A 23,918-nucleotide genomic window follows, 5' to 3' on the forward strand; every position below is an offset into this window, starting at 1 on the left:
AATGCGCATACAAGAAAGTATTGAGAAATTTAAGATATCTTCGTAAGGAATATTGCTTGTCCAATGATTCCCTTTTCTACGTAGCACCTCCATTATTCTTTCCAGTTCCTCACGTTCTGGCCTTCTGCTGCGTCGCTGGCTTTTACAGATCAATCCCATTTGCGTTAACAGAGGGCGGGCTTCATGTGATGGATTTGAGGTGTAGTCTATATCATAGATGGGTTTAGCTGATTTAAAGGCTGAGGATAAATAGGCGATATCCAGATTAATAGTGGCAGGAGTAATACCTTTGGAACGCCGTTGTTTGCAATGCTCAATAATGTGACTGGTCGAGAGTTCAGTTAGAGTAAGTTTTGCTAATTCACTATTTAATAATGCATTCAATATACCCTTCTTGGTTCTTCCTGCCTTCATGCCCAGATTAGGATCATTAATATACCTGTGCAGCAAGTCACCCAGGGTTAAACTTTCGTCCTCATTGTTCGAAGGTATCCCGTTCTGTTCCAATTCAACTACCCGCATAGCACCCCAAGTTTTAGCGTGAGCTTGCTTTCCGAATGTACGATTCTCTCTGTAAATATATTTACCGCCGGATTTAACGCCCACAGTACAGCGATAACGGGTGGTGCCATCTGCACGTGAGCGCTTTTCTATGCTATAGTAAGCCATCTTTAATGCTCTCCAATTTGTATTTTTACGATATTAAGGGGTGCTATTAGGGGTGCTGATAATCCTAAAATAGCTTAAAATACCCTTAAATGCACAAAAATAAACAAAATATAAATGGACATAAATTCAGCTCAATAGCGAGATATAATGGGGTTCTAGCGTGTTATTTGAGTATTATTTTTTTATCTGCCGGCTATATACAGTAGGAGAAACCCATGAAGATCGTTGAGGTTAAACACCCACTCGTTAAACATAAACTGGGCCTGATGCGTGATCATGATATAAGCACTAAGCGCTTTCGTGAACTGGCTTCAGAGGTGGGAAGTCTTCTGACATATGAAGCAACTGCTGATTTAGAAACTGAGAAAGTGACCATCGAGGGATGGTGTGGTCCGGTAGAAATAGACCAGATTAAAGGGAAGAAAATTACTGTTGTGCCTATCCTGCGTGCAGGTCTGGGAATGATGGATGGTGTTCTGGAAAATATTCCGAGCGCTCGCATCAGTGTTGTCGGTGTTTATCGTGATGAAAAAACCTTTGAACCTGTACCTTATTTTCAGAAACTGGTTTCTGATATCAATGAGCGTATGGCGTTGATTGTTGATCCGATGCTGGCAACAGGTGGCTCTATGATTGCCACCATTGATTTGCTGAAAAAAGCAGGATGCCCTGTTATTAAGGTTTTGGTTCTGGTTGCTGCTCCAGAAGGGGTTGCCGCTTTGGAAAAAGCACATCCTGATGTTGAATTATATACTGCATCAATTGATGAGTGCCTTAATGAGCATGGATATATTGTTCCTGGCCTGGGGGATGCAGGCGATAAGATATTTGGTACAAAATAATATTTTTAGCCGGCTGAAAAGTCGGCTTTTTTTTGGTTCCTAGTAAAACATAGAGGACATAGATAGTGACCCGTCGGACTATTGGGGTAGATGAAAGGCCACCGTTAAGACAGACCATTCCGTTAAGTTTGCAACATTTATTTGCGATGTTTGGGGCGACAGTTCTGGTTCCCATTCTGTTTAAAATTAATCCCGCCACAATTTTATTGTTTAATGGTATTGGAACACTGTTTTATCTGTTTATTTGTAAAGGAAGGATCCCGGCTTATTTAGGATCCAGTTTTGCCTTTATATCTCCTGTATTATTGTTGTTGCCTTTAGGGTATGAACTGGCACTGGGCGGATTTATTGTCTGTGGATTGCTGTTCTGTCTGGTTTCCCTGATTATTAAAATCGCGGGAAGAGGCTGGCTTAATGTGATGTTTCCTCCTGCTGCAATGGGAGCTATTGTTGCAGTGATCGGTCTGGAGCTGGCAGGGGTTGCCGCTGATATGGCCGGGCTACGTCCTGCTGCGGGAACGGATGTTAATACGACGAATCTGATCATTTCAATGGTTACACTGGCTGTGACAATATTGGGTTCAGTCATGTTCCGCGGTTTTATGGCGATCATTCCAATCCTGATTGGGGTGCTGGTGGGTTATACACTATCCTTTTTTATGGGAGTCGTGGATTTTACACCAGTGCGTGAAGCGCCATGGTTTGCATTGCCGACTTTTTACACTCCGCGTTTTGAGTGGTTTGCTATTATGACGATTTTGCCTGCGGCACTGGTTGTCATTGCGGAGCATGTTGGTCATTTGGTCGTAACAGCCAATATAGTGCAAAAAGATCTGCTGAAAAATCCGGGATTGCACCGTTCGATGTTTGCCAACGGTTTTTCAACGATTATTTCAGGGTTCTTTGGCTCAACACCAAATACCACTTATGGCGAAAACATTGGTGTAATGGCTCTGACTCGCGTATACAGCACATGGGTCATTGGCGGAGCAGCGATTCTGGCGATTTTACTTTCTTGTGTCGGTAAACTGGCGGCCGCGATCCAGATAATTCCGGTTCCGGTAATGGGAGGCGTATCTTTATTACTGTATGGTGTGATCGGTGCATCTGGTATACGGGTACTGATTGATTCAAAAGTAGATTACAGCAAAGCTCAGAACCTGATTCTGACTTCTGTCATTCTGATTATCGGCGTGAGTGGTGCGAAAATCCAAATTGGTGCAGCAGAGCTGAAAGGTATGGCACTGGCAACGGTAGTTGGTATTGGTATGAGTCTGATTTTCAAGTTGATTAGTATCATTCGCCCGGATGAACCGTATATTAGTTCTTCTGTGGAATCACTCAGCGATGATAAAAAAGCGAGTGAAATCATAAAATAATTTGTATGGATTTTCCTTTAAGAGAAAGGGTTTTTCAACGAACTCTTTCTCTTATTTTTTTATTAGGAAAATATTGGCTAATTTCTCTTGATATCCCTATAGTTGCTTAATTTCACCTCATTCCTACTTATCGATTTGCTATCTTTTTGTCATAATCTTTTACTATACTTGTAAGTACAAACACTCAAAGATGAAAAATATTGAGGGATAAAATGGAAAGCATAAATAATATTACTCTATATATAGATAAATCATTGGAAAAAGAATTTTATACAGAGCTTAAAAAATTTAATATAGAAGTTAATTCAATCGGCTCGGATTTGAAAACACTCAATATAGCTAAGCGGACGCTCACGTTTATTAAAGATAATTTAAGGTATCTTGATGGTTTAAGAAAATCATTAATTGCTCTTTTAGGTGGTGAGCGTAATCTAAAAATATCTATCACTAAAAATGATGGTAGCTCCATATCTATTGAGGGTGATTTAGATAAAGGTGAAATTATTGAGGTCTTGAAAGAAGCGAGTGCTCTGATCATTTCGCAGTCTGATAAAGAAAGATAATTATTATTAATTAACAGATAATTCTCAGTTTGTTATCTGATATTTTTAAGTTTTGCTATTTTCTATCTTGATTGTTATTTTTAATGCTCATGGAGTTCAGTATAGGTCATATTATTCATTTCGGATATGTCATAATCAATGGTGATTTTAAACACAGTTTCGACAAAGAGTATTTTGTGGTGTTCAGTATAAATAATGTTCTGAAGCGAAAGAAAGGAATAATATTGAATATATGTCAATGATAATTTTTATTAAAAATAAATTTTTACTATTTCTTTGCTTTATTTTTCTTTTTTCATGAAAAAGCGAGTGTCAACGACAGCTACCATCTTAAACTAAGTATTCATTTCATTTGCTATCGTTTTTTGTGGTAAACTTGGTTTCTATGGTAAACTTAATGCTGTTCGTTATCCATTCTGTTTGAGGTGCTTCTGAATACACCGGCGCAGCTTTCATTGCCCTTATATTTGCCAGATGATGAAACATTCGCCAGTTTTTTTGCAGGTGAGAATTCTTCTTTATTAGCCGCAATAAAATTGGCTATTAGTCAGTCACATGGCAGTTATATCTATTTTTGGTCCCGCGATGGCGGGGGCAAGAGTCATTTGCTCCACGCAGCCTGTGCCGAACTGTCCCAGCAAGGAGAGGCTGTCGGATACGTGCCACTCGATAAACGTGCATATTTTGTTCCGGAAGTTCTTGATGGTATGGAACATTTATCATTGGTGTGTATTGACAATGTTGAATGTATCGCAGGTGATCCGGTATGGGAAATGGCTATTTTTAATCTTTATAACCGAATTGTAGAGATTGGCAAAACCTGTCTGTTGATCACCGGAGATCGCCCACCCCGGCAAATTAATTTAACATTGCCAGATTTGGCATCCCGGCTTGATTGGGGGCAGATCTATAAATTGCAGCCTTTGTCTGATGATGAAAAAATTCAGGCATTACAATTACGAGCTAAGTTACGGGGATTTGAATTACCTGAAGATGTGGGGCGTTTTGTGTTAAAGCGGCTTGACAGAGAAATGCAAACGCTATTCAGAACGTTGGATGAGCTTGACCGCGCTTCTATTGTGGCACAACGTAAACTCACTATCCCATTCGTAAAAGATATTCTTGATCTTTAATACGCCAGATCAGAAAAAAGTGATAGAGGTACAAAGTAGACTTCCCTATCACTTTTTTAATGATTAATTGCCCAAAATCTCTTTGACCTGTTCTGGTGGTCGCCCTAAACGTGCTTTATCTCCTGCAACAACAATCGGGCGCTCTATGAGCTTAGGATTATCAGCCATTGCCTGAAGTAAGGCTTCTTGCGTGAGTTCACTATTACCAAGCTCTAGTTCTTTATACAATTCTTCTTTTGTTCGCATTAATTGGCGGGCATCATCGAACCCCAGTTGTTTCAGTAAAACAGCCAGTTGTTCTGCTGTTGGGGGAGTATCGAGATAATGAATAACTTCTGGTGTAATACCGAGTTCCTGAACTAACTTCAGCGTTTCCCTGCTTTTTGAACAGCGGGGGTTATGATAAAAAATAACATGTTGCATATAAAAGAACCTCATTTCTTATATTGGCTATAGCGCTGTTGCAGCTTGCGTAACTGGTCGATACGAGCATCGTAACGGGCCTGATCATAGCTGTTCAGTTTTGCTAATGCACTGGCCTGACTAAGATAATTGATTGCCATATCAAATTTACCCTGTAATGCCATGGTTTCGGCGTAAGCTGACAGTTCTTCACTGCGTTTCCCCTGTTTGCTTGCTGCTTCGGCCATTAGTGACCAACCAGTTAAACTATCCGGATGACTGAAGGTGTATTGGAATAGCAGCTGTGATGCTTTCGAATACTGTTTGGCTTCGATATATACGTTAGCAAGATTGATTTGCAGCACAGAGTTATTTTTGTGTTTCTGTAATGCTTGCTGTAAGCGGGTAATCGCCTGCTCATATTGTGTTTGTTCAATATCGATATCCGTCATTGCATCAATAAACCAGATATTATCTGGCTGGTTATTCAATAACGGGGCGAGCACTTTTCTGGCTTCGGCATATTTTTTCTGTTTAGTCAGTAGCAGAGCCCGTCCATAAGAGGCCGAAATTTGTTCTTTTGGCGTTCCATGACTGTACTTATTGAGTAGATCTTCAATATAGGCTGAGCTAAGTGTGGATTCTAGTGTCAGAATTCGTACCCGGGCCAGTAGATATTCCTGTGATTCCGGAATAGATTTTTTCGGGTATTGATTGGCTCTGTTACGGGCATCAGCTAAACGGCTATCAGGCAGTGGATGAGTATATAAAATTTCTGGAATTTCTGAGTTGTGTAAAGTTCGCTCACTCAAAGTTTGCATAAAATTAGGCATTCCATAAGGATCAAACCCAGCCCGGCTTAATATTCGCATACCGATACGATCTGCCTCCTGCTCATTTTCACGAGTAAAGCTGATCATACCTTGTGAAAAACCAGCCAGAGTACCACTCAGGGCTGCCATTCCTGCCTGAGGGTTAGCCATTAGCAGTAAGATAGATCCAAGTGTGCCGGCCCATGCCAGTGGTGCTTTTCGCTGTGTATCTTCCATCATACGAGCCAAATGGCGTTGTGTTACATGAGATATTTCATGGGCCATAACTGAAGCCAGTTCGCTTTCATTTCGGCTGTAACGGAACAGAGCAGAGTGGAGTACAACGTTGCCACCGAAAAAGGCATACGCATTAATGTTAGGATTATTGACGATATAAAAGTGAAAAGGTGTTTTCACTGCATCAGCATGGTTGACGAGCCTCTGGCCTAATTTATTGATGTATTGTGTTAATAGAGGATCATAAATCAAGGGTGTTCCAGCACGTATTTCACGGATATAGAAGTCACCCATCTCTATTTCCTGATTGGTACTGAGAGTGGATGCAGCGGTTGTACCAATATCTGGTAATGTTTCGTCAGTAGGTACAGAGTATGCAGGGCTATTGCCAAATAGTGTCAGACTGACCAGTATCGCTATCAGGGGTTTAGTAGATGTTTTTTTCATAGAGCGATTCTCATAAAACGATTTTTATAAAATGCTGTGCCCAGTTAGCTATCAATTTCAGGATACGTGTATGATAGCTAAGGTTAACTTAAAATCGATCAGCCGTAAGCACTTTTAGTAAAATAGTCATTAAGTATTGTTATTAAGGAGTTTGGTTTATGTTGGATATGATCATGCAATGGTATCGCCGCCGTTTTGCTGATCCGCAAGTTGCTGCACTATCATTCATTTTGCTGGCTGGCTTTGGCATAATTTATTTTTTCAATGGTATTTTAGCTCCTGTTCTTGCTGCGATTGTGTTGGCTTATTTATTGGAATGGCCGACGGTAAAATTAGAAAAGCTGGGTTGTAGTCGTACTCTTTCAGTGACAATCGTATTAGCCATTTTTATGGGGATCAGTGCATTGATTATCCTGATTGTTGCCCCAACAGTCTGGCAACAGGGACTCAATCTGTTTTCCGATTTGCCGAATATGCTTAATCGCTTTAAGGAATACGCCCGGACTTTTCCCTCTCGTTACCCTGTTTTAGTTGATGTCGGTATCATTGATATGTTTGCCGAAAATCTGCGCAATAAATTTTCTTTAGCGGGAGAATCTGTATTTAAATTTTCTGTAGCGTCTTTGATTGGCCTGATGACGCTCTCTATTTATCTGATTATTGTTCCTTTAATGGTATTTTTCCTGTTGAAAGATAAAAATAAAATGGTAGCGGCATTCCAGCGTATATTACCGCGTAATCACGGTTTAGCCGGGCAATTATGGCATGAGATGAATCAGCAGATTACGAATTATATTCGGGGAAAAGTTGTGGAGATGGTTATTTTAACCATTTGTACTTATGCTGTATTTGCTTTCTTTGAGTTGCATTATTCCATGTTACTTGCTGTTCTGGTTGGTTTATCTGTTTTGATTCCCTATGTAGGCACGGTAATAGTGACTATTCCTGTCATTGTAGTGGCCCTATTTCAGTGGGGATTAGGCGCAGATTTTTGGACACTATTTATTGCTTATCTGGTTGTTCAGGGATTAGACGGTAATCTGCTTGTTCCTATTTTATTTTCAGAAGCAGTTAATCTTCATCCGCTTATTATCATTATTTCCGTCATTATTTTTGGCGGATTGTGGGGTTTTTGGGGCGTTTTTTTCGCGATTCCATTGGCGACGCTGATTAAAGCTGTTATTAATGTCTGGCCGGAAGATAAATCAGAAGAGTTATCGCCGTAATTTGAAATTATTGCAGTAATTTCGATAAAAATTCAAATAAACAGACTGAACTAAGGAGTGGCGGTGAAATCACTGTTAAGTGTTATACCTTGCATGCTTTTAGGATGGGTTTTGTCACTGCTGGGGCTACCTCTGGCATATATGTTTGGAGCAATGGCGGCTGTTATTATTGCATCCCGGCTGAGAATATCACTTACAGCACCAAAACATAGCCTGACTGTGGTCCAAATTGTATTAGGAAGCTCTATCGGGTTGATGGTCAAAGGATTACCGATGGAAGAGGGGCGGGATATCCTGATGCTGCTCCCCGCATTATTAATCTGCCTAATCCTGCAATTTAATGTCGGTTATTTTTGGTTTCACCGGAAAATGGGATGGACACGCACAGAGTCAGTATTGGGTGCTGTTCCCGGTGCGTTGGCTGCGATCTTAGTGCTGACTGAACACTCCAAAACCCCGCCACAAAAAATTGTTATCTCCCATGCCATTCGTTTGGTCGTCTTGATTATTATTGCCGGGATTATTACCGGATTAAATCCTCCTCCAGTGATTGAAGCAGCACCTTTTTCTTATACACCCGGCATTATTGGCTGGTTGATCCTGATTGCCGCCGGAGGTTATATCGTCGGCGTTTTGCTGGAGCGTTTACATATTCCGGCACCCTATATGCTGACTTCATTGGTTGTTGCTATCGCTGTTCACTATCTGTCTGATGTAACACTGAAGCTGCCTGAATTGCTCAGTTTATTATCAATGGGGTTAATGGGCATGAGGATTGGTTTGTATTTTAGTGCGTTTCCGTTTTCAGCATTGATTAGTAATATTTGGTCTTCCATACAATCTGTATTTATCGCACTGACCATCACAGTTTTAGTTGCAGCAGTGACGGCACAGGTGATGGATTACCCAATGCACTTGCTGATCCTTTCGTGGGCGCCCGGCAGTATGGAAGCAATGTTATTTGCCGCTATGGCGATGAAGGTTAATGTAGGTATTGTGATGGCAAGCCACATTATACGTATGTCGTTACTTCATATAGTTTCTGCGATTGCACTGATCGTGCAGGGAAGGCATAAAAACAGCTAATTTATTCTACAGGAGTTTGTGGCATCCTCCGTCAGTCAGACGGAGGACTGTGTTACTTGACTTGCTACCAGCTACATCAGATTTCAGGATGAATGCTGTTGCAGATAATCCAGAACAACTTGATGATGATCGCTTGTTTTGAATTTATCAAAAACGTGTTCAACATTACCCGCAGGATCAATCAGAAAACTGATGCGATGAATGCCATCATAGACTTTGCCCATAAACTGTTTTCTACCCCAAACACCAAACTGTTCGGCAACTTGATGATTAACATCGGAAAGCAGAGTAAAATTTAGCATTTCTTTCTCGACAAATCGGGATAATTTCTCGGGAGCATCTGTACTGATGCCTAATACGACAACATTAATTTTTTCCAGTTCATCCATCGTATCGCGCAAACCACATGCCTGAACAGTACAGCCCGGGGTCATTGCTTTGGGGTAGAAATAAACTAAAACACGCTGACCTTTGAAGTCAGATAAGTTAATGTTTTCACCATCTTGGTCAGGTAGGCTGAATTGTGGTGCCTTATCTCCGGCTTTCAATGGACTCATCACGTATTCTCCGTTTAGTCGTTTTTATCTAACTGGTTTTATACACTAATATTCTTATATGTTCACTACATGTATATTTTTAATCTTTCGGGTTGCCCCTTAATTCATAAAATGAATGAATAGTAGCTTCCGCCAGACTGGAAGCTGTGTCCACTATCTTCAGTGACTGGTTTCTCTTGTTTTTTATAAGGGGGCTGATATCAGTACAGGCAATCAGTAATACGTGCACCTTTAATGCCTGCGCACAGGATAATATTGTATCCCAGATAGCGACAACCTCTTCATGCTCAAACCCTTTCTCTTTAATTAACGTAATCAGTTTTGTTGTGTGATTACGCAATTCTGCCGATGAAACAGGTTCTTTCCCTACAGCCTGAATACGGGCCTGATAGAATCCGGCTTCAATTGTGGGTTCTGTACCAATGATTGCTATTTTTGTGTCATCAGGTGTTATTTTTTGGAGTGCACAATCAGCGATATGTAAGACAGGTATACCGATACTGGCCTTTTCTATTTCACTGTAATATATGTGCGCAATATTGCAGGGAATCACAATCAGATTTACTTCTGCTTTAACTAAATCTGCAATACCCGTTTGTAATGCTTGAACCATTTTCACATCATCAATAGCTTGCCCCGGATAAAAAGGAGTTGGTAAAGAGATGATGTGCATTTTGGGAAAATCTATATCGTTTTTTGCACCATAAAGATACTGGGATGCATTAACGAGCATGTCGATAAAAGGTGCCGTTGATCTTGGTCCCATTCCAGCAAGTACACCGATTGAATAAGACATTGCTTTTTCTCTCTATTTTTTATAGATACAGTTAATCAAAAATATCTATTTCACTTTTTTATCATTATTTGTTTTTATCCAGTCAACCGTATTGTCACCTAATACTTCCTGTACACTGATACTGCCTTGAGCATTTAACTCTGCACATAGGTGCTGAAAGGTTTCTTTAAATACAACGCCTTTATCATCTAATGGATTATGGCCTGTGATTTGTATTTGCAGCCGTGCAGGCATATTTTCAGTAGAGGGGTGCGTTTTTGAAACCAGTTCAGCAATATTGAAATTCTGGGTTGTGAACAGATTAGTAAAACGCTCGACGATGCCGGGAGAATCATCCACATCTACCCGAACTGAAATAGTAGAGGGAAATTTTTTTGCCGCGCCACTGCGGGTACGCTTCATTACAACAAGTAATTCGAGTTCAGCGGCTCTTTGTGGCAGGGTCGATTCAATCAGAGTAATTGCGTTCCAGCTACCGGACAGCAACATAATAAAGGTAAATTCTTCGCCAAACATTGCCAGACGGCTGTCCTCAATATTGCCGCCGCATGTATTAACAAGGCGGGTGATGGTGTTGACGATCCCGGGGCGATCTACACCAAGAGCTGTGAGCACTAAAAAATGTTGTTTTGATTTCGGCAAAGCGATTTTCCTTATCTATGGTCGATGGCTGCGGGTACATGTCGCTACTAAACATAAAAAATGATCAAGAGAAGGTCAATGGCATTTATAAGAGATGGAGCACGATTATAATCTCTGTTTAATTGTCTACACTTGATATTAACAAAAATCATCGAAATCATAGGGCCAAAGAGTTTCCTTCCTTATGACAAGAAAGTACCATGATTTTCTTATTTGTAGTGTAAGACTCATTGTAGAGGAAATGGTAATGGAGAGTGGTCACTTCGATTTTACAGGCAGTATGGTTGCGATAATCACACCGATGGATTCAACTGGCCGGGTTGATAAGAGCAGTTTGAAAAAATTGATTGATTACCATATTGCCAGTGGTACGGCATCAATTGTTTCTGTCGGAACAACCGGGGAATGTGCCACGCTTAACCATGATGAACATGTCGATGTTGTACTGACAACACTCGAATTAGCTGATGGTCGTATTCCTGTTATTGCCGGAACAGGCGCGAATGCTACTGCGGAAGCAATATCGCTGACCCGATGCTTTGAAAATACAGGTGTTGTTGGTTGCCTGTCTGTGACACCTTATTATAATAAGCCTTCGCAGGAAGGTTTGTATCAGCACTATAAAGCAATAGCTGAGAATACCGACTTACCACAAATTCTGTATAATGTACCATCGCGTACCGGATGTGATTTGCTGCCACCGACTGTTGCACGTTTAGCGAAACTGAAAAATATTGTCGCAATCAAGGAAGCAACGGGGAACTTAAGTCGTGTCAGCCAGATCCAAGAACTGGTTAATGATGAAAGTTTTATTCTGCTAAGTGGTGATGATGCAAGTTTTCTCGACTTTATGTATCTTGGTGGAAAAGGAACGATTTCTGTAACAGCGAATGTAGCGGCAGCAGAAATGGCACAAATTTGCCAGTTGGCTTCTCGTGGTGAATTTGCGAAAGCGCGTAGCCTGAACAGTAGCCTGCAGGAATTGCATCATAAACTATTTGTTGAACCTAGCCCGGCACCAGCTAAATGGGCATGTCATAAACTGGGACTGATTGCCAGCGACACATTGCGTCTGCCAATGGTTCCGCTGACGCAAGAAGGGCAAATTTCAGTTGAGAATGCCTTGAAAATGGCTGAATTACTGTAAAATTTAGGGAATTTTAATGGCAACATTATTGCAAAAATCGAAGGTCATGAAGGTTGCTGGCCTGTCATTGGTCGTTTTGCTGGCAGCCTGTTCCAGCGATCAGAGCTATAAACATCAAGTGAGTGGTGATGAATCTTATCTTGATACCCCCCCTCTGAAGTTATTGAATATTCCTGCTGGGATGAACCTACCTCTGCAAAATGGTGAATATGATATTCCATCTGTGGATCCACAAGGGAATGTCGGAAAATCGGTTGATATACGCCCACCGTTGCAGGCCGTGGCGCTATTAGCGGGTTCCCGTGTTGAAAATAGCGTACAAAGCAGTAAGCTGTTGCTTGAAAATACCCCTGAGTACAGCAAATTGTGGTCACAAGTAAATAGTTTTCTGGCTGAAAAAGGCTATCCGATTAGCCAGAAAGATGACGCAGCCCAGACATTGACAACTGACTGGATTTTATGGCCTCGATCAGATGAAAATGTTCCTTATAAGGTTCGTTACCACATTTCTGTGGTTCAGCAGGGCTACCAAATTGTTTTAACAGTTTCAGGTGCAGGTCTGGAACAGGGTGATAAAGCGGTTAACACCCCGTCGGAAATCCAGCGTTACAACACCTTGATGCTAAATGCGCTGACAGGTTATCTGAACGATCAAAAAGAAGCTTCAGCGCAGCATAATACGCAGAATGATGGTGCTTTATCGGTACAAAGTGGCGGTGATAATACAGGATTGCCACAAATTATCGTCCGTGCACCATATAACGTAATCTGGAATAGGCTGCCTTACGCGTTGGAAAGCATAGGTATGCAGGTGAACGATCGTACCCGTTCGACTGGTGCGATAGAGGTTACTTATAAAGGTTTGTCCTCTTCCGGCTGGAAAGCGTTAGGTGTGGAAGCACCAACTATCAGCGAAGGTAACTATAAGTTACAGGTGGGTGATTTGGATAACCGGAGCAGCCTGCAATTTATCAGCGAAAAAGGCAAACCGCTGACTCAGTCTGAAAATGATCAAATGGTAGAGGTGCTACAAGCAGCATTTAGCAAATCTACAGTTAAATAATATATAAAGGGGCTTCGGCCCCTTTATATTTAGGTAAAATTTTTTGTTTAATAGTCCGTTTAAAGATGTCATATCTCTGGAGTGTAATATGCAGAAAAAAGCTGAGTTGTATCGTGGAAAAGCAAAAACAGTGTATGCCACTGATAATCCTGACTTGCTTGTGCTGGAATTCCGTAATGATACATCAGCATTGGATGGTGAACGCATTGAACAGTTTGATCGTAAGGGAATGGTAAACAATAAATTTAACCACTTTATTATGAGTAAGCTGGAAGAAGCGGGTATTCCCACCCAACTGGAACAGTTGCTGTCAGATAATGAATCTCTGGTTAAGAAGCTTGATATGGTGCCGGTTGAATGTGTTATCCGCAATCGTGCGGCTGGTTCGCTGGTGAAGCGTCTTGGCGTGGAGGAAGGAATGTTACTGAATCCTCCTTTGTTTGATTTGTTTCTGAAAGATGATGATAAGCATGATCCGATGGTGAATGAATCTTATTGCGAAACTTTCGGTTGGGTTAGCAAAGAGCATTTAGCTGAAATGAAGCGCCTGAGCTATAAAGCGAATGAAGTCTTGGGTAAGTTATTTGATGATGCCGGTTTAATTTTGGTGGACTTTAAGCTGGAATTTGGTCTGTTTAAAGGGAAAGTGGTGCTAGGTGACGAATTTTCACCAGATGGCAGCCGGCTGTGGGACAAGCAGACAATGGATAAAATGGATAAAGATCGTTTTCGCCAGAGTCTTGGTGGCTTAATTGAAGCGTACGAAGAGGTAGCTCACCGGATTGGCGTTATTTTGGATTAATGACGCAAACGATTACCTTGCTTGAATGATGGCTGATTTTGTATCAAACATGCGGGTATAAAAAACAAAGGTGCTCTGTACACTAGAGCACCTTTGATTTCATAAGAAGATGTTTTCAGGGTGGATACCCAGCTATGGCAGGTTACAGCCAGTAATTTGTTTTTTGCTTCCAGCCTTTTTGCTGCATACAAAAACTATAGACCTGATTTCTGGAACTTTCGTTAACGTCAATGATATAACTTTCAGTCATAGGAACGCTTTGCATATATGTGCAATCTTTACCACAGGAATTTCTGACGGTTTTGAGGTGAGAAGTTTGGGCTACTTCATTTTTCACCGGGAATTGCTGTAGAGCGTTTGATTGACACTCCAAATCTGCTTCATGAAAAGGTGTTGGATTGCTCCTTGCTGGTATCCATTGAGTAGTACAACCTGTTAATAACATACTGATTGTGATTAAAAGTGCTGATTTTTTCATATTTCCTGTATGAACGCTTCCTGTTGCCGAGGAAGTGCCTCGTGACCTTTCCGCATTCACCTTATAAAAGCATCAATATCTGTCAGAAAGATAATTTGAAAGATTAACTACGTATTCGCAACTATTTTTTATAAAATATAGTGATTCATTGACTATATTTCCACTGATATTAATATTTCTACTTACATGTCTAATAATTAAGTTATCATTCTGCTCTATATCAGGATGTATATATGGAACAGAAAATGATGAGTCACATTGATCCTACCTTACTCATTTTGTTAGTACTGGCAGGGCTCGGTATTATCAGTCATAACATGACGGTAACATTGGCAATGTTGTTTTTGCTTGTTGTCCGAATCACTCCTTTGAATCAATTTTTCCCCTGGGTCGAAAAATATGGTCTAACTCTGGGGATCTTAATACTCACCATCGGTGTTATGGCTCCTATCGCAAGTGGCAAAATATCTGCACAGGATATATTCAGTTCATTCCTAAACTGGAAATCATTGCTTGCTATTGCTGTCGGCGTTCTTGTGTCATGGCTGGGAAGCAGGGGAGTATCCCTGATGTCAAATCAGCCATCGACCGTAGCCGGATTATTGGTCGGCACGGTGCTCGGTGTTGCTTTGTTTAAAGGTGTTCCGGTTGGCCCATTAATTGCGGCAGGCATATTATCCATTGTGATTGGAAAATCATGACGGGAATGGATTTTGAATGGAAAACGTTGCAGGAGCAGATGCAACGACAAGGGCAGCGTCGTTTGCTGGTGCTCAGCGGAGAAAATAATTGGAGTGAACAGATTGTTGCCTCTCTGAAAAATCAGCTACAGGGAGACTGGATAACAATAGCATCTGGTACTCCCGGCTATGTTGAGCCGATAAAGGCAGTTGGTTTACTGGGACGTGAATTTTTGCACGGGGTCTTTGATGCTACCCGTGGCTTTAATGCCGAAGCATTAGCAATACTGGCGGGGACTCTAAAAGCAGGAAGTTTGTTGGTGATGCGCGTTCCTGTCTGGTCACAATGGGTTGATTTACTGGATGAAGACAGTGCTCGCTGGAATGAATCTGCTGGTGTAATCCCAACCCCCTATTTTATTCAGCATATCCAACAACAGCTCCTCAATTCTTCTGATTGTTTATTATGGCGGCAGGGCAAGCCTTTTCAGGCATCGTTATTGCCTCAGACTCCGTCGTGGAAGATTCCTGATGGAAATCCGACAGCAGGCCAGCAACTCATTCTTGAACAATTGCTACAGGTTTCACAAGGGGTCTGGGTAGTTACTGCGCCACGCGGACGAGGCAAGTCTGCACTTGCAGGAATGCTGGCTCGTCAGTGGCAGGGAAGCTGCTGGTTATGTGCTCCGGCAAAAATAACAACTGAAGTCATTCGGCGCTATGCTGAATCTTTTAATAATAGGCTTGAAGATGGCCTTCAGAATAGCGCCACAGTTTCTGACGCGCAGCAAATACCATTCTGGTCAGTTGATAATTTACTGAAATTTATCCGGGAGAATGCGTGTCGGGAACAGGGAAATACAGACACACAACAGAGCAGTGCTGACTGGCTTTTGATTGATGAAGCGGCAGCAATTCCGACACCGCAGTTATCTGAGTTGATTCGACACTTTCCACGTGTACTAATGACCACAACAGTGCAGGGTTACGAAGGCACCGGACGTGGATTCTTATTGAAATTCTGTGCTGCTTTGCCTGATTGTCAGATTAGGGAGCTGAAAACGCCAATGCGCTGGTCTGAAAATGATCCGCTGGAAAAGTGGCTGGATAACGCTCTACTATTTGATGACAACAATTTGTTTTCATCGTTATTACCTGATCCTAATATTGAAAATAATTTGTCTTTTCAGCCTATTAATCAGGCAACGTGGTTACAACAGCCCCAGTTATTGCGGCAGTTTTACGGATTACTGGCAAGCGCACATTATCGTACGTCTCCCCTCGATTTACGTCGGTTACTGGATGGCAATGGAATGACATTCCTTGCTGCCATGTCCAGTTCCGATAATGCTAATCCACAATTGATTGGCGCTCTGTGGATGGTGAATGAAGGCGGGTTATCTCCGGCACTGGCACATGAAATATGGGCTGGTCGTCGTCGCCCGAGAGGTAATCTGGTAGCTCAGTCTCTGGCTGCTCATGCAGGATTTCCGCAGGCAGCAGTGATGCGTTCACAGAGAGTCAGCCGCATTGCTGTTCAGGCACAATACCGGCGTATGGGGATTGCACAGCGTCTGATTACTCAGCAGTGTCAGGTAGCCCGAACTCAAAAGCTGGACTTCATTTCCGTTAGTTTTGGTTATACCGCTGAACTCTGGTCACTTTGGAAAAAATGTGGTTTTCAGTTAGTGCGGATGGGAACACACCTTGAAGCGAGTAGTGGTTGTTATGCTGCAATGGCGATTCTGCCCTTGAGTGAACAGGGGGAATGGTTGGCCCGAGCTGCACAGCAGCAGTTATCCCGTGATGCAAGTTGGCTAGAGTCGTTGACTGGTTTTGCGCTGCCTGTTGAGCATAACAATGATAATCAGCTTAATGAAAATGACTGGCGGGAGCTGGCTGGTTTTGCATTTGCGCATCGTTCCTTGTCGTCTTCTTACTTTGCGTTGCAACGCTTGCTGTTGGCAAGTGATCTGGCTTTACCGGCGTTGAGGAAACATCTTCAACAAAAAATAGAGATTGAGCAATGTGCGCATGACTTATCACTGAATGGGCGTAAAGCATTGTTGAAATGCTGGCGGGAAGAAACGGCCCATGCTCTGGCAAATATTGATGAAATACTTGCCAGACAATGGAAAGATTGGGTTATTTCTTCTGATCATCCTTTTGATGATCACTCTTTTTACCATTCGCCTGAGGCCAGTCGTCCTCGTCATCCCATGAAGCATTAAGATCCCGATGAGGAGGAATTTCCGGTTTGTTATCCAAAAATTTTTTTGGATTGAGGCGGCTGAGTTCTTTTATCGCGTTAATAATAACCCCAGCGAGTAACAGCAAGACTATCCACCAATAATCTGTTAACCAGTGCATGATTCTCCTTCTGTTTTAACGTATTTTTTAAAAACATAGGAGAGGTTAGCGGTCAGCCAGTCGATACCGGCGATATCACGATCCTGCCATGCATTTAACAGAGTTTGCTCATTAAATAGACATTCTGCTTCATGAGAAAGAGGCCAATAGCTGATATGCCACGGTTCATAGGCTACACCCAGTGCACAGTCACGGGTAAATGGACGATAGAAGTCATAGCGGGACATATTTTCGGTTAACCAGTCAGTTAGTGGCTCAAAATAACCACCCGCTTCATATTCCCATGGCTCCAGCAATAGCTTTTTACCCTGAGGCAATAGGAAAGGATCATAGATATCCAGTTCTGTTCCCCAATGGTGGCGACTTGCTCCCGGCAAGGCAGACCAGCGTAGAATAGCTTCACAGATTTCTCCTTCGGTCATTTTGCTGATATCAAGAGGCTGACTATCGGCATCCAGTACCGGGCGTTGCCCACGACATTTCTCATTCCAGATAGTCTGTTGGCGGGTAAAATCACGAAACGAGCTGGCTGGTTGTAATTTAAAGCCAGCATTGGCCGCATCCCGTTGCATCGCAAGGAAGGCTTTAGTTGCATCAAATTGTAAATGGTGGCCTCCCGACAGTGCCACTAGGTGTTCTGTCGAGAGACCTGTCAACATTTCAGGCGACATCATTTGATAATTGCTCCATGATACGCTGATAAATAAGGCTTAATCCCTGTAGGTCAGAGACGCTGACGCACTCATTGGTTTTATGAATGGTTGCGTTAATAGGCCCCAACTCTACAACCTGAGCCCCGGTTCTGGCAATAAATCGCCCGTCAGATGTACCGCCGCTGGTCGATAGTTCCGGCTGGTATCCACAATAATGGCTGATAGCTTCAACTGTTGCATCAACCAGCTCCCCTTTACAGGTCAGGAAGGGCTGACCGGATAACCACCACTCAATATCATGCTTCAGATTATATTTCTTCAACATGTTTTCAACTCGTTGGCGGATCTCGGTATCGGTCAGTTCGGTACTGAAACGGAAGTTAAACTGAACCTTTAATTTACCCGGTATGACGTTATTACTTCCCGTACCCGCATTAATATTGACTATTTGCATACTCGTTGCAGGGAAAAACTCATTGCCATTATCCCATTTAGTATTGACGAGTTCCTGTAGGAAGGGGAGAGAATTATGAATTGGGTTATCAGCAAATTGAGGATAAGCAACATGCCCCTGAATACCATGAATGGTCACAGTTGCAGTCAGAGAGCCCCGGCGACCATTCTTGATCATATCGCCAAGGCGCTTTTGGCTGGAGGGCTCACCCACCAGACAGTAATCCAGTCGCTCATGGCGAGCCATTAAAGCTTCAACGACTTTAACAGTACCGTTTATTGCGTGGGCTTCCTCATCGGAAGTAATTAAGAAAGCAAGGCGACCCTGATGATTAGGGTTTTCTGCAACAAAGCGTTCTGCTGCAACAATCATGGCAGCCAGAGAGCCTTTCATATCCGCAGCCCCGCGGCCATACAACATTCCGTCACGAATGATTGGTTCAAATGGCGGGCTTTGCCATTCTGAAATATCACCGGCAGGGACAACATCGGTATGGCCTGCCAGAGCAAACGTAGCTCCTGTTCCATGGTAGGCCCAGAAATTCAGGGTATCACCAAAAGGCATCCGTTCAATGGTAAAGCCAGCGTTTTGCAGGCGTTGGATCATAATCTCCTGACAGCCCTGATCATCGGGGCTGACGGAAGGCCTTTTAATTAATTGCTGGGTTAATTCAATTACTGGACAAGTCATTATATACGCCCCTATTAAGTTGGAAGATCTTTCTGCCTGTCATCTTTCAGGCTGCGTTTCTTTGCAGCGGAGACGCAGCCTGAAATTTACCGGGTATATTTGTAAGAGAAATTCTCTACAGTTTTCAAGCTGTAGTTTTGTCAGCTTTCTTTTAGAAACTATTGGATAGAATCACGTGAAAAAAACTGTTGGTACTGTTCAGCTTTGAAGCCCAGTAAGTAACTGCCTGTTTTTTGCGATGTGTTTTCTTCTTGAGACGCTAATAGTGGTCGTTTAATGATAGCGGGTTGTTCCAGCATCAGAGCCTTGGCTGCTTCGGCATTATTGATGGCTGATTTTTGCTCATCGGTTAGTTTGCGCCAGGTTGTTCCACGGGTATTGAGTAAAGATTCCCAGCCTAACTGTTCAATAAATAGCTGAAGTAGATCAGGTGATAAGCCGTCAGCGCGATAGTCATGGAATTGATATGGGATCTCTTGATCTTCCAACCAACGACGTGCTTTTTTCACAGTATCGCAATTTTTGATACCGTACAGAGTGAATGTTTTTTGAAAGGTGGTATCTGACATTATGAGATCCTTAATCCTGATTTAATCCGACATATATACCCGTTGTTTTTCAAGCTGCCTCTTGCTGACTGGGAAAATTCGTTTCCTTGTCACCGCAATGCAACGCGCAACCCATGGGGTATAGCTGTTACTTTCAAGTTGCAGTCAGTTGGCTGAATCCTGAAAGGGGGAGAGTATAATGCGGGAAATTTGCCATTTTATCCAGATAACACAAACCTGCATATTGCTTCGGTTGAGCGGGGTTTACGTTTTCATCCGGCTAGCTATGCTCGCAAGGTTTGATCAGTGGTCAACTAGGCACAAGTTGGTTTGCTTTATTTAATATCAATAGATAGTTAAAATTTACAGAATGCAATTATCTATATATTTGGTGAATAAATTAACTTTTAAAACTTAGTTTCATTATAAAATAATAATATTATTTATTATAAGTCAAATTATTATAAATTTGGTTGAATTAATTCTCATTAACTTTAAGAGGTTTTAATTCACAATTTCCCTGTAAATTAAAATCAGGGAAATTGTGTTATACATTATAGGAATTGAGCGTCGAATATTATATTAAATCTGCTTTTCTATGTTTCAGATAGGTAATGGTGGCTTCGAGGCGGGAACGGGCTTTAAGTTTTTTCAATAGGTTACGTGTATGGACTTTGACTGTTTCTTCTGAGATAAAAAGAAAGTCAGCAATTTCTTTATTCGTCATTCCTTCTGAGATTTCTTTTAAAACATCTAATTCTCGTTTGGTTAATTTGGATAAAGGATCAACATAAAGATGACGGTTAGATAAATATTGGTAAACTTTCTCACTGTATACGGCTTGTCCGTTTACTGCTTTTTTAATGTTAACCAGTAGAGGGCTAAGTTCAATATCTTTTAACAAATAACCATTTGCACCTGCATCCACAGCATCATAAATATCACCTCTGTTATCTGAATCTGAGAGAACCAGAACATAGGAATCAAGCCCTTTTCGGCGTAATGACTTAATCGTATCAATCCCTGAAAGCCCATGAATCTTCAAATCTATTAAAATGATATCTGGCTTTATTTGACAAGCGATATTAATGGCATCTTCGCCGTTATCTGTCTCCGCAGTCACAATGAGTTCTCTTTCTGATTCAATCAGCCCTTTTAAACCATGACGAATGATAGGGTGATCATCGACTATCATGACTGTATGATTATGCATATTCCTTCTCCCATAATAGAAATGCCGGTCTTATGTTTTGATAAAACATAAAAAACAGAATTCTGTTTTATGTTAAATAGCTGTGTGATTTTTATAGAGTATATTGAATCATCAATAATAGAGATTCCAAAAATATATCCTGATATAAAAAATGAAATATCGCAAATAAGATTATCAATTCACGTGAAATAAATTCCATAGACATAAGAAAATGATTTTCCTTAATTGCTAATAATTTTCTCAATCAAATTTTTATGATTATTTTATAGATTAATTTTTGTTTTTGTAAACTCATTTTAAAGTTGTTTCTTAAATGTCTCTTTTATTAATTCAGTGAGTTATTAATGGATGGAAAATGGAGCTACCTCTACATGAGTATAATTAGCGTATTTCTATATAATATTGGTTAATGTGAAGCCATTAACAGATCATTTTATACTCTCTATATTTCAGGTTGTTTCTTTGTTGATTGCTTTGCTGGTTGCATTGAATTCTGAAAACAGCAGGGGATATGATCTGAAGTTTCGACGATCATTGATAAAAATGCGGTTAGCACCATGATTTAACCTTCCGTAACTATTATACTGAGCGGATTTTTACTTAGACATGACTCACAAAGGATCAGACGATGGACGAAAAATTAAAACAAAGTGCCCTTGATTTTCATGAATTTCCGCAGCCGGGGAAAATCACGGTTACTCCGACTAAACCGTTGACGACACAACGTGATTTAGCTTTGGCATATTCACCGGGTGTTGCCGCTCCTTGTCTTGAAATAGCAGAAGATCCACTGATGGCATATAAATATACTGCCCGTGGTAATCTGGTGGCAGTTATCTCCAATGGTAGTGCTGTATTGGGGCTGGGAAATATCGGGGCACTGGCTGGCAAACCCGTAATGGAAGGAAAGGGAGTTCTATTCAAAAAATTCTCTGGCATTGATGTTTTTGATATTGAAATAGATGAGTCTAATCCGGATAAATTAATTGACATCATTGCGGCATTGGAGCCGACTTTTGGCGGTATCAACCTCGAGGATATCAAAGCTCCAGAGTGCTTCTATATTGAACAGAAACTTCGCGAGCGAATGAAAATTCCTGTATTCCATGACGACCAGCATGGTACAGCAATTATCTGTACTGCCGCAGTACTTAACGGGCTGCGTGTCGTTAATAAAGATATCAGCAAAGTACGGATGGTAGTATCTGGTGCGGGTGCTGCATCTATTGCCTGTATGAACCTGCTGGTGGCTTTAGGCCTGAAACGTGAAAATATTGTCGTTTGTGACTCGAAAGGCGTTATCTATCGTGGTCGCGAAGAGAATATGGAAAAAACGAAAGCCGATTACGCAATTGAAGATAATGGCAGCCGCACACTGGCCGATGTTATTCCTGATTCTGATATTTTCCTCGGATGCTCCGGCCCCGGAGTACTGACGCCAGAGATGGTGAAAACAATGGCGAAGGATCCGCTGATTATGGCACTGGCGAACCCAGAGCCGGAAATCCTGCCACCACTGGCAAAAGCTGTGCGTCCTGACGCAATTATTTGTACAGGTCGTTCTGATTTCCCTAATCAGGTCAATAACGTGCTCTGTTTCCCATTCATCTTCCGTGGTGCGCTGGATGTAGGTGCAACGACTATTAATGAAGAGATGAAACTGGCCTGTGTACACGCAATTGCTGATCTGGCGCTGGCAGAACAAAGTCAGGAAGTGGCCTCTGCCTATGGCGATCAGGATTTGTTCTTCGGCCCGGAATACATTATACCGAAGCCATTTGATCCACGTCTGATTGTGAAAATTGCCCCTGCTGTAGCAAAAGCAGCGATGGATTCAGGCGTAGCAACCCGTCCTATTACCGATTTCGGTGCCTATATCGAAAAACTGAATGAGTTTGTCTACAAAACTAACTTATTCATGAAGCCTATTTTCTCTCAGGCGAAAAAAGAGAAAAAACGTATTGTACTGGCAGAAGGTGAAGATATCCGGGTACTCCACGCGACTCAGGAATTAGTTTCCCTCGGGTTGGCGTATCCTGTTCTGATTGGTCGCCCAAGCGTTATTGAAATGCGTATCAAGAAGCAGGGGCTTCATATTGAAGCAGGTAAAGACTTCGAAGTCGTTAATAACGAAAACGATCCACGTTTCAAAGAATACTGGCAGGAATATTACCAACTGATGAAGCGCCGTGGTGTTTCTCAGGATCAGGCACGCCGGACGGTTATTGGTAACCCGACTCTAATCGGTGCCATCATGGTTCATCGTGGAGAAGCTGATGGCCTGATTTGTGGTACGGTCGGTAGTTATGGTGAGCATTACCAGATTATCAAAGACGTCTTTGGTTTCCGTCAGGGTGTTCACACAGCAGGTGCAATGAATGCCTTGTTGTTGCCGATGGGTAATACTTTTATTGCTGACACTTATGTTAACGAAGACCCGACACCAGAAGAGCTGGCTGAAATTACACTGATGGCAGCAGAAACTGTGCGCCGCTTCGGTATTGAACCAAAAGTTGCTCTGTTGTCCCGTTCAAGTTTTGGCTCTTCTGACTGTGAATCTGCTCAAAAGATGCGTAAGACACTGGAGCTGGTGCAACAAATGGCACCATCACTGGAAATTGATGGTGAAATGCACGGTGATGCTGCGCTGGTGGAAAGTATTCGTCGTGACATTATGCCGGACAGCCCGTTGAAAGGTTCAGCTAACCTGCTGATTATGCCTAATATGGAAGCTGCTCGTATCAGTTATAACTTACTGCGTGTCACCGGTTCAGATGGCGTCACTGTCGGTCCGGTGCTGATGGGGGTTTCTAAGCCTGTCCATGTACTGACACCAATCGCTTCTGTTCGCCGTATTGTTAACATGGTGGCCCTGGCTGCGGTCGAAGCGCAGACTAATCCACTGTAATTGATTGGTATTATAATTCATTGGTATCAATATCCCGGTTTCATTAATTAGCCGGGATAAACAGACAATACCCCGTCAGGCTCTTGTTTAGCGGGGTATTTTTATTTGTAAATAATTATCA

At 42.0% G+C, this 23,918-nt stretch carries 24 protein-coding genes; 12 read left to right on the plus strand and 12 right to left on the minus strand.

Annotated elements, in window-relative coordinates; translation table 11 throughout:
• A partial coding sequence (locus AACS90_RS13730) for a phage integrase (protein ID WP_445286261.1) occupies positions 1-669 on the minus strand: 669 nt, incomplete at its 3' end.
• Positions 670-884: 215 nt separating this feature from the next.
• Here AACS90_RS13730 and upp point away from each other — a divergent pair.
• The 4 genes from upp (at position 885) to hda (ending at position 4,586) form a co-directional block, all read left to right on the plus strand.
• The gene (gene upp / locus AACS90_RS13735) at positions 885-1,511 is read left to right on the plus strand and encodes a uracil phosphoribosyltransferase (protein WP_099110881.1); all 627 of its coding nucleotides are present in this window, start codon (positions 885-887) and stop codon (positions 1,509-1,511) included.
• 65 nt (positions 1,512-1,576) lie between these two features.
• The gene (gene uraA, locus AACS90_RS13740; protein WP_099123030.1) at positions 1,577-2,890 is read left to right on the plus strand and encodes a uracil permease; all 1,314 of its coding nucleotides are present in this window, start codon (positions 1,577-1,579) and stop codon (positions 2,888-2,890) included.
• Positions 2,891-3,102: 212 nt separating this feature from the next.
• Positions 3,103-3,453 (plus strand): hypothetical protein, encoded by a 351-nt coding sequence (locus tag AACS90_RS13745; RefSeq protein ID WP_099123031.1) that lies wholly within the window; start codon positions 3,103-3,105, stop codon positions 3,451-3,453.
• Positions 3,454-3,878: 425 nt separating this feature from the next.
• Positions 3,879-4,586: a DnaA inactivator Hda gene (gene hda, locus AACS90_RS13750; RefSeq protein ID WP_193757262.1), complete on the plus strand. Its 708-nt coding sequence runs from the start codon at positions 3,879-3,881 to the stop codon at positions 4,584-4,586.
• A gap of 63 nt (positions 4,587-4,649) precedes the next feature.
• On the opposite strand, the gene arsC is transcribed toward hda, so the two are convergent.
• Both arsC and AACS90_RS13760 read right to left on the minus strand, forming a co-directional pair.
• Positions 4,650-5,009 (minus strand): arsenate reductase (glutaredoxin), encoded by a 360-nt coding sequence (gene arsC, locus AACS90_RS13755; RefSeq protein ID WP_099123033.1) that lies wholly within the window; start codon positions 5,007-5,009, stop codon positions 4,650-4,652.
• Positions 5,010-5,020: 11 nt separating this feature from the next.
• The gene (locus tag AACS90_RS13760) at positions 5,021-6,484 is read right to left on the minus strand and encodes a beta-barrel assembly-enhancing protease (RefSeq protein WP_099123034.1); all 1,464 of its coding nucleotides are present in this window, start codon (positions 6,482-6,484) and stop codon (positions 5,021-5,023) included.
• Between the two features lie 158 nt (positions 6,485-6,642).
• On the opposite strand from AACS90_RS13760, the gene AACS90_RS13765 reads away from it, so the two are divergent.
• Positions 6,643-7,710 carry an AI-2E family transporter gene (locus AACS90_RS13765; protein ID WP_099123035.1) on the plus strand — a complete coding sequence of 356 codons (1,068 nt, stop codon included), beginning with the start codon at positions 6,643-6,645 and terminating at the stop codon, positions 7,708-7,710.
• 63 nt (positions 7,711-7,773) lie between these two features.
• A complete protein-coding gene (locus AACS90_RS13770; protein WP_228863939.1) occupies positions 7,774-8,796 on the plus strand; it encodes an AbrB family transcriptional regulator in 1,023 nt (340 codons plus the stop codon).
• Positions 8,797-8,879: 83 nt separating this feature from the next.
• On the opposite strand, the gene bcp is transcribed toward AACS90_RS13770, so the two are convergent.
• From bcp to AACS90_RS13785, 3 genes are all read right to left on the minus strand, one after another.
• A complete protein-coding gene (gene bcp / locus AACS90_RS13775) occupies positions 8,880-9,353 on the minus strand; it encodes a thioredoxin-dependent thiol peroxidase (protein ID WP_099123036.1) in 474 nt (157 codons plus the stop codon).
• A 79-nt stretch (positions 9,354-9,432) separates the two neighbouring features.
• The gene (locus AACS90_RS13780) at positions 9,433-10,149 is read right to left on the minus strand and encodes an aspartate/glutamate racemase family protein (protein ID WP_099123037.1); all 717 of its coding nucleotides are present in this window, start codon (positions 10,147-10,149) and stop codon (positions 9,433-9,435) included.
• Between the two features lie 45 nt (positions 10,150-10,194).
• Entirely contained in the window at positions 10,195-10,791 is a 597-nt protein-coding gene (locus tag AACS90_RS13785) for a glycine cleavage system transcriptional repressor (RefSeq protein WP_099123038.1), read from the minus strand.
• 247 nt (positions 10,792-11,038) lie between these two features.
• On the opposite strand from AACS90_RS13785, the gene dapA reads away from it, so the two are divergent.
• From dapA to purC, 3 genes are all read left to right on the plus strand, one after another.
• On the plus strand, positions 11,039-11,938 hold the full coding sequence (gene dapA, locus AACS90_RS13790; protein WP_099123039.1) for a 4-hydroxy-tetrahydrodipicolinate synthase: 900 nt from the start codon (positions 11,039-11,041) through the stop codon (positions 11,936-11,938).
• 16 nt (positions 11,939-11,954) lie between these two features.
• Positions 11,955-13,001 carry an outer membrane protein assembly factor BamC gene (gene bamC / locus AACS90_RS13795; protein WP_099123040.1) on the plus strand — a complete coding sequence of 349 codons (1,047 nt, stop codon included), beginning with the start codon at positions 11,955-11,957 and terminating at the stop codon, positions 12,999-13,001.
• 88 nt (positions 13,002-13,089) lie between these two features.
• Complete coding sequence (gene purC, locus AACS90_RS13800; RefSeq protein WP_099123041.1) at positions 13,090-13,803, plus strand: phosphoribosylaminoimidazolesuccinocarboxamide synthase; 714 nt, start codon at positions 13,090-13,092, stop codon at positions 13,801-13,803.
• 142 nt (positions 13,804-13,945) lie between these two features.
• On the opposite strand, the gene AACS90_RS13805 is transcribed toward purC, so the two are convergent.
• Positions 13,946-14,281, minus strand: a complete 336-nt coding sequence (locus AACS90_RS13805; RefSeq protein WP_099110893.1) for a hypothetical protein — start codon at positions 14,279-14,281, stop codon at positions 13,946-13,948.
• A gap of 248 nt (positions 14,282-14,529) precedes the next feature.
• Between AACS90_RS13805 and AACS90_RS13810 the strand changes: the two genes are divergently transcribed.
• Together AACS90_RS13810 and AACS90_RS13815 are read left to right on the plus strand one after the other, a co-directional pair.
• Entirely contained in the window at positions 14,530-14,982 is a 453-nt protein-coding gene (locus tag AACS90_RS13810) for a DUF441 domain-containing protein (RefSeq protein WP_099110919.1), read from the plus strand.
• Complete coding sequence (locus tag AACS90_RS13815) at positions 14,979-17,192, plus strand: tRNA(Met) cytidine acetyltransferase TmcA (protein WP_099123042.1); 2,214 nt, start codon at positions 14,979-14,981, stop codon at positions 17,190-17,192. Before AACS90_RS13810 ends, AACS90_RS13815 begins: the two co-directional genes overlap by 4 nt.
• Here AACS90_RS13815 and AACS90_RS13820 read toward each other — a convergent pair.
• The 5 genes from AACS90_RS13820 to AACS90_RS13840 all read right to left on the minus strand — a co-directional run bounded on the left by AACS90_RS13820 (position 17,107) and on the right by AACS90_RS13840 (position 20,889).
• Complete coding sequence (locus tag AACS90_RS13820) at positions 17,107-17,331, minus strand: YpfN family protein (protein WP_099123043.1); 225 nt, start codon at positions 17,329-17,331, stop codon at positions 17,107-17,109. The genes AACS90_RS13815 and AACS90_RS13820 overlap by 86 nt on opposite strands.
• Positions 17,319-18,005: a M15 family metallopeptidase gene (locus tag AACS90_RS13825; protein ID WP_099123044.1), complete on the minus strand. Its 687-nt coding sequence runs from the start codon at positions 18,003-18,005 to the stop codon at positions 17,319-17,321. Before AACS90_RS13825 ends, AACS90_RS13820 begins: the two co-directional genes overlap by 13 nt.
• Positions 17,992-19,128, minus strand: a complete 1,137-nt coding sequence (gene dapE, locus AACS90_RS13830) for a succinyl-diaminopimelate desuccinylase (protein WP_099123045.1) — start codon at positions 19,126-19,128, stop codon at positions 17,992-17,994. Before dapE ends, AACS90_RS13825 begins: the two co-directional genes overlap by 14 nt.
• A gap of 158 nt (positions 19,129-19,286) precedes the next feature.
• On the minus strand, positions 19,287-19,697 hold the full coding sequence (locus tag AACS90_RS13835) for an ArsC family reductase (protein WP_099123046.1): 411 nt from the start codon (positions 19,695-19,697) through the stop codon (positions 19,287-19,289).
• 556 nt (positions 19,698-20,253) lie between these two features.
• A complete protein-coding gene (locus AACS90_RS13840) occupies positions 20,254-20,889 on the minus strand; it encodes a response regulator (protein ID WP_099110899.1) in 636 nt (211 codons plus the stop codon).
• 628 nt (positions 20,890-21,517) lie between these two features.
• Here AACS90_RS13840 and maeB point away from each other — a divergent pair.
• Positions 21,518-23,797 (plus strand): NADP-dependent oxaloacetate-decarboxylating malate dehydrogenase, encoded by a 2,280-nt coding sequence (maeB, locus tag AACS90_RS13845; RefSeq protein ID WP_099123047.1) that lies wholly within the window; start codon positions 21,518-21,520, stop codon positions 23,795-23,797.
• The last annotated feature ends 121 nt before the right edge of the window (positions 23,798-23,918 follow it).

The sequence above is a fragment of the Xenorhabdus sp. KK7.4 genome (assembly GCF_963876465.1).
In the GTDB taxonomy this organism is placed as follows: Bacteria; Pseudomonadota; Gammaproteobacteria; order Enterobacterales; family Enterobacteriaceae; genus Xenorhabdus; species Xenorhabdus stockiae.

Bases quoted from the DNA above. Each gene is read 5' to 3' on its own strand.
- AACS90_RS13765 (WP_099123035.1), top strand. From the start codon at position 6,643: ATGTTGGATATGATCATGCAATGGTATCGCCGCCGTTTTGCTGATCCG.
- dapA (WP_099123039.1), top strand. From the start codon at position 11,039: ATGGAGAGTGGTCACTTCGATTTTACAGGCAGTATGGTTGCGATAATC.
- purC (WP_099123041.1), top strand. From the start codon at position 13,090: ATGCAGAAAAAAGCTGAGTTGTATCGTGGAAAAGCAAAAACAGTGTAT.
- arsC (WP_099123033.1), bottom strand. From the start codon at position 5,009: ATGCAACATGTTATTTTTTATCATAACCCCCGCTGTTCAAAAAGCAGG.
- AACS90_RS13745 (WP_099123031.1), top strand. From the start codon at position 3,103: ATGGAAAGCATAAATAATATTACTCTATATATAGATAAATCATTGGAA.
- bamC (WP_099123040.1), top strand. From the start codon at position 11,955: ATGGCAACATTATTGCAAAAATCGAAGGTCATGAAGGTTGCTGGCCTG.
- AACS90_RS13805 (WP_099110893.1), bottom strand. From the start codon at position 14,281: ATGAAAAAATCAGCACTTTTAATCACAATCAGTATGTTATTAACAGGT.
- upp (WP_099110881.1), top strand. From the start codon at position 885: ATGAAGATCGTTGAGGTTAAACACCCACTCGTTAAACATAAACTGGGC.
- dapE (WP_099123045.1), bottom strand. From the start codon at position 19,128: ATGACTTGTCCAGTAATTGAATTAACCCAGCAATTAATTAAAAGGCCT.
- AACS90_RS13810 (WP_099110919.1), top strand. From the start codon at position 14,530: ATGAGTCACATTGATCCTACCTTACTCATTTTGTTAGTACTGGCAGGG.
- AACS90_RS13815 (WP_099123042.1), top strand. From the start codon at position 14,979: ATGACGGGAATGGATTTTGAATGGAAAACGTTGCAGGAGCAGATGCAA.
- AACS90_RS13780 (WP_099123037.1), bottom strand. From the start codon at position 10,149: ATGTCTTATTCAATCGGTGTACTTGCTGGAATGGGACCAAGATCAACG.
- AACS90_RS13835 (WP_099123046.1), bottom strand. From the start codon at position 19,697: ATGTCAGATACCACCTTTCAAAAAACATTCACTCTGTACGGTATCAAA.
- AACS90_RS13760 (WP_099123034.1), bottom strand. From the start codon at position 6,484: ATGAAAAAAACATCTACTAAACCCCTGATAGCGATACTGGTCAGTCTG.
- AACS90_RS13820 (WP_099123043.1), bottom strand. From the start codon at position 17,331: ATGCACTGGTTAACAGATTATTGGTGGATAGTCTTGCTGTTACTCGCT.
- maeB (WP_099123047.1), top strand. From the start codon at position 21,518: ATGGACGAAAAATTAAAACAAAGTGCCCTTGATTTTCATGAATTTCCG.
- AACS90_RS13825 (WP_099123044.1), bottom strand. From the start codon at position 18,005: ATGATGTCGCCTGAAATGTTGACAGGTCTCTCGACAGAACACCTAGTG.
- bcp (WP_099123036.1), bottom strand. From the start codon at position 9,353: ATGAGTCCATTGAAAGCCGGAGATAAGGCACCACAATTCAGCCTACCT.
- AACS90_RS13840 (WP_099110899.1), bottom strand. From the start codon at position 20,889: ATGCATAATCATACAGTCATGATAGTCGATGATCACCCTATCATTCGT.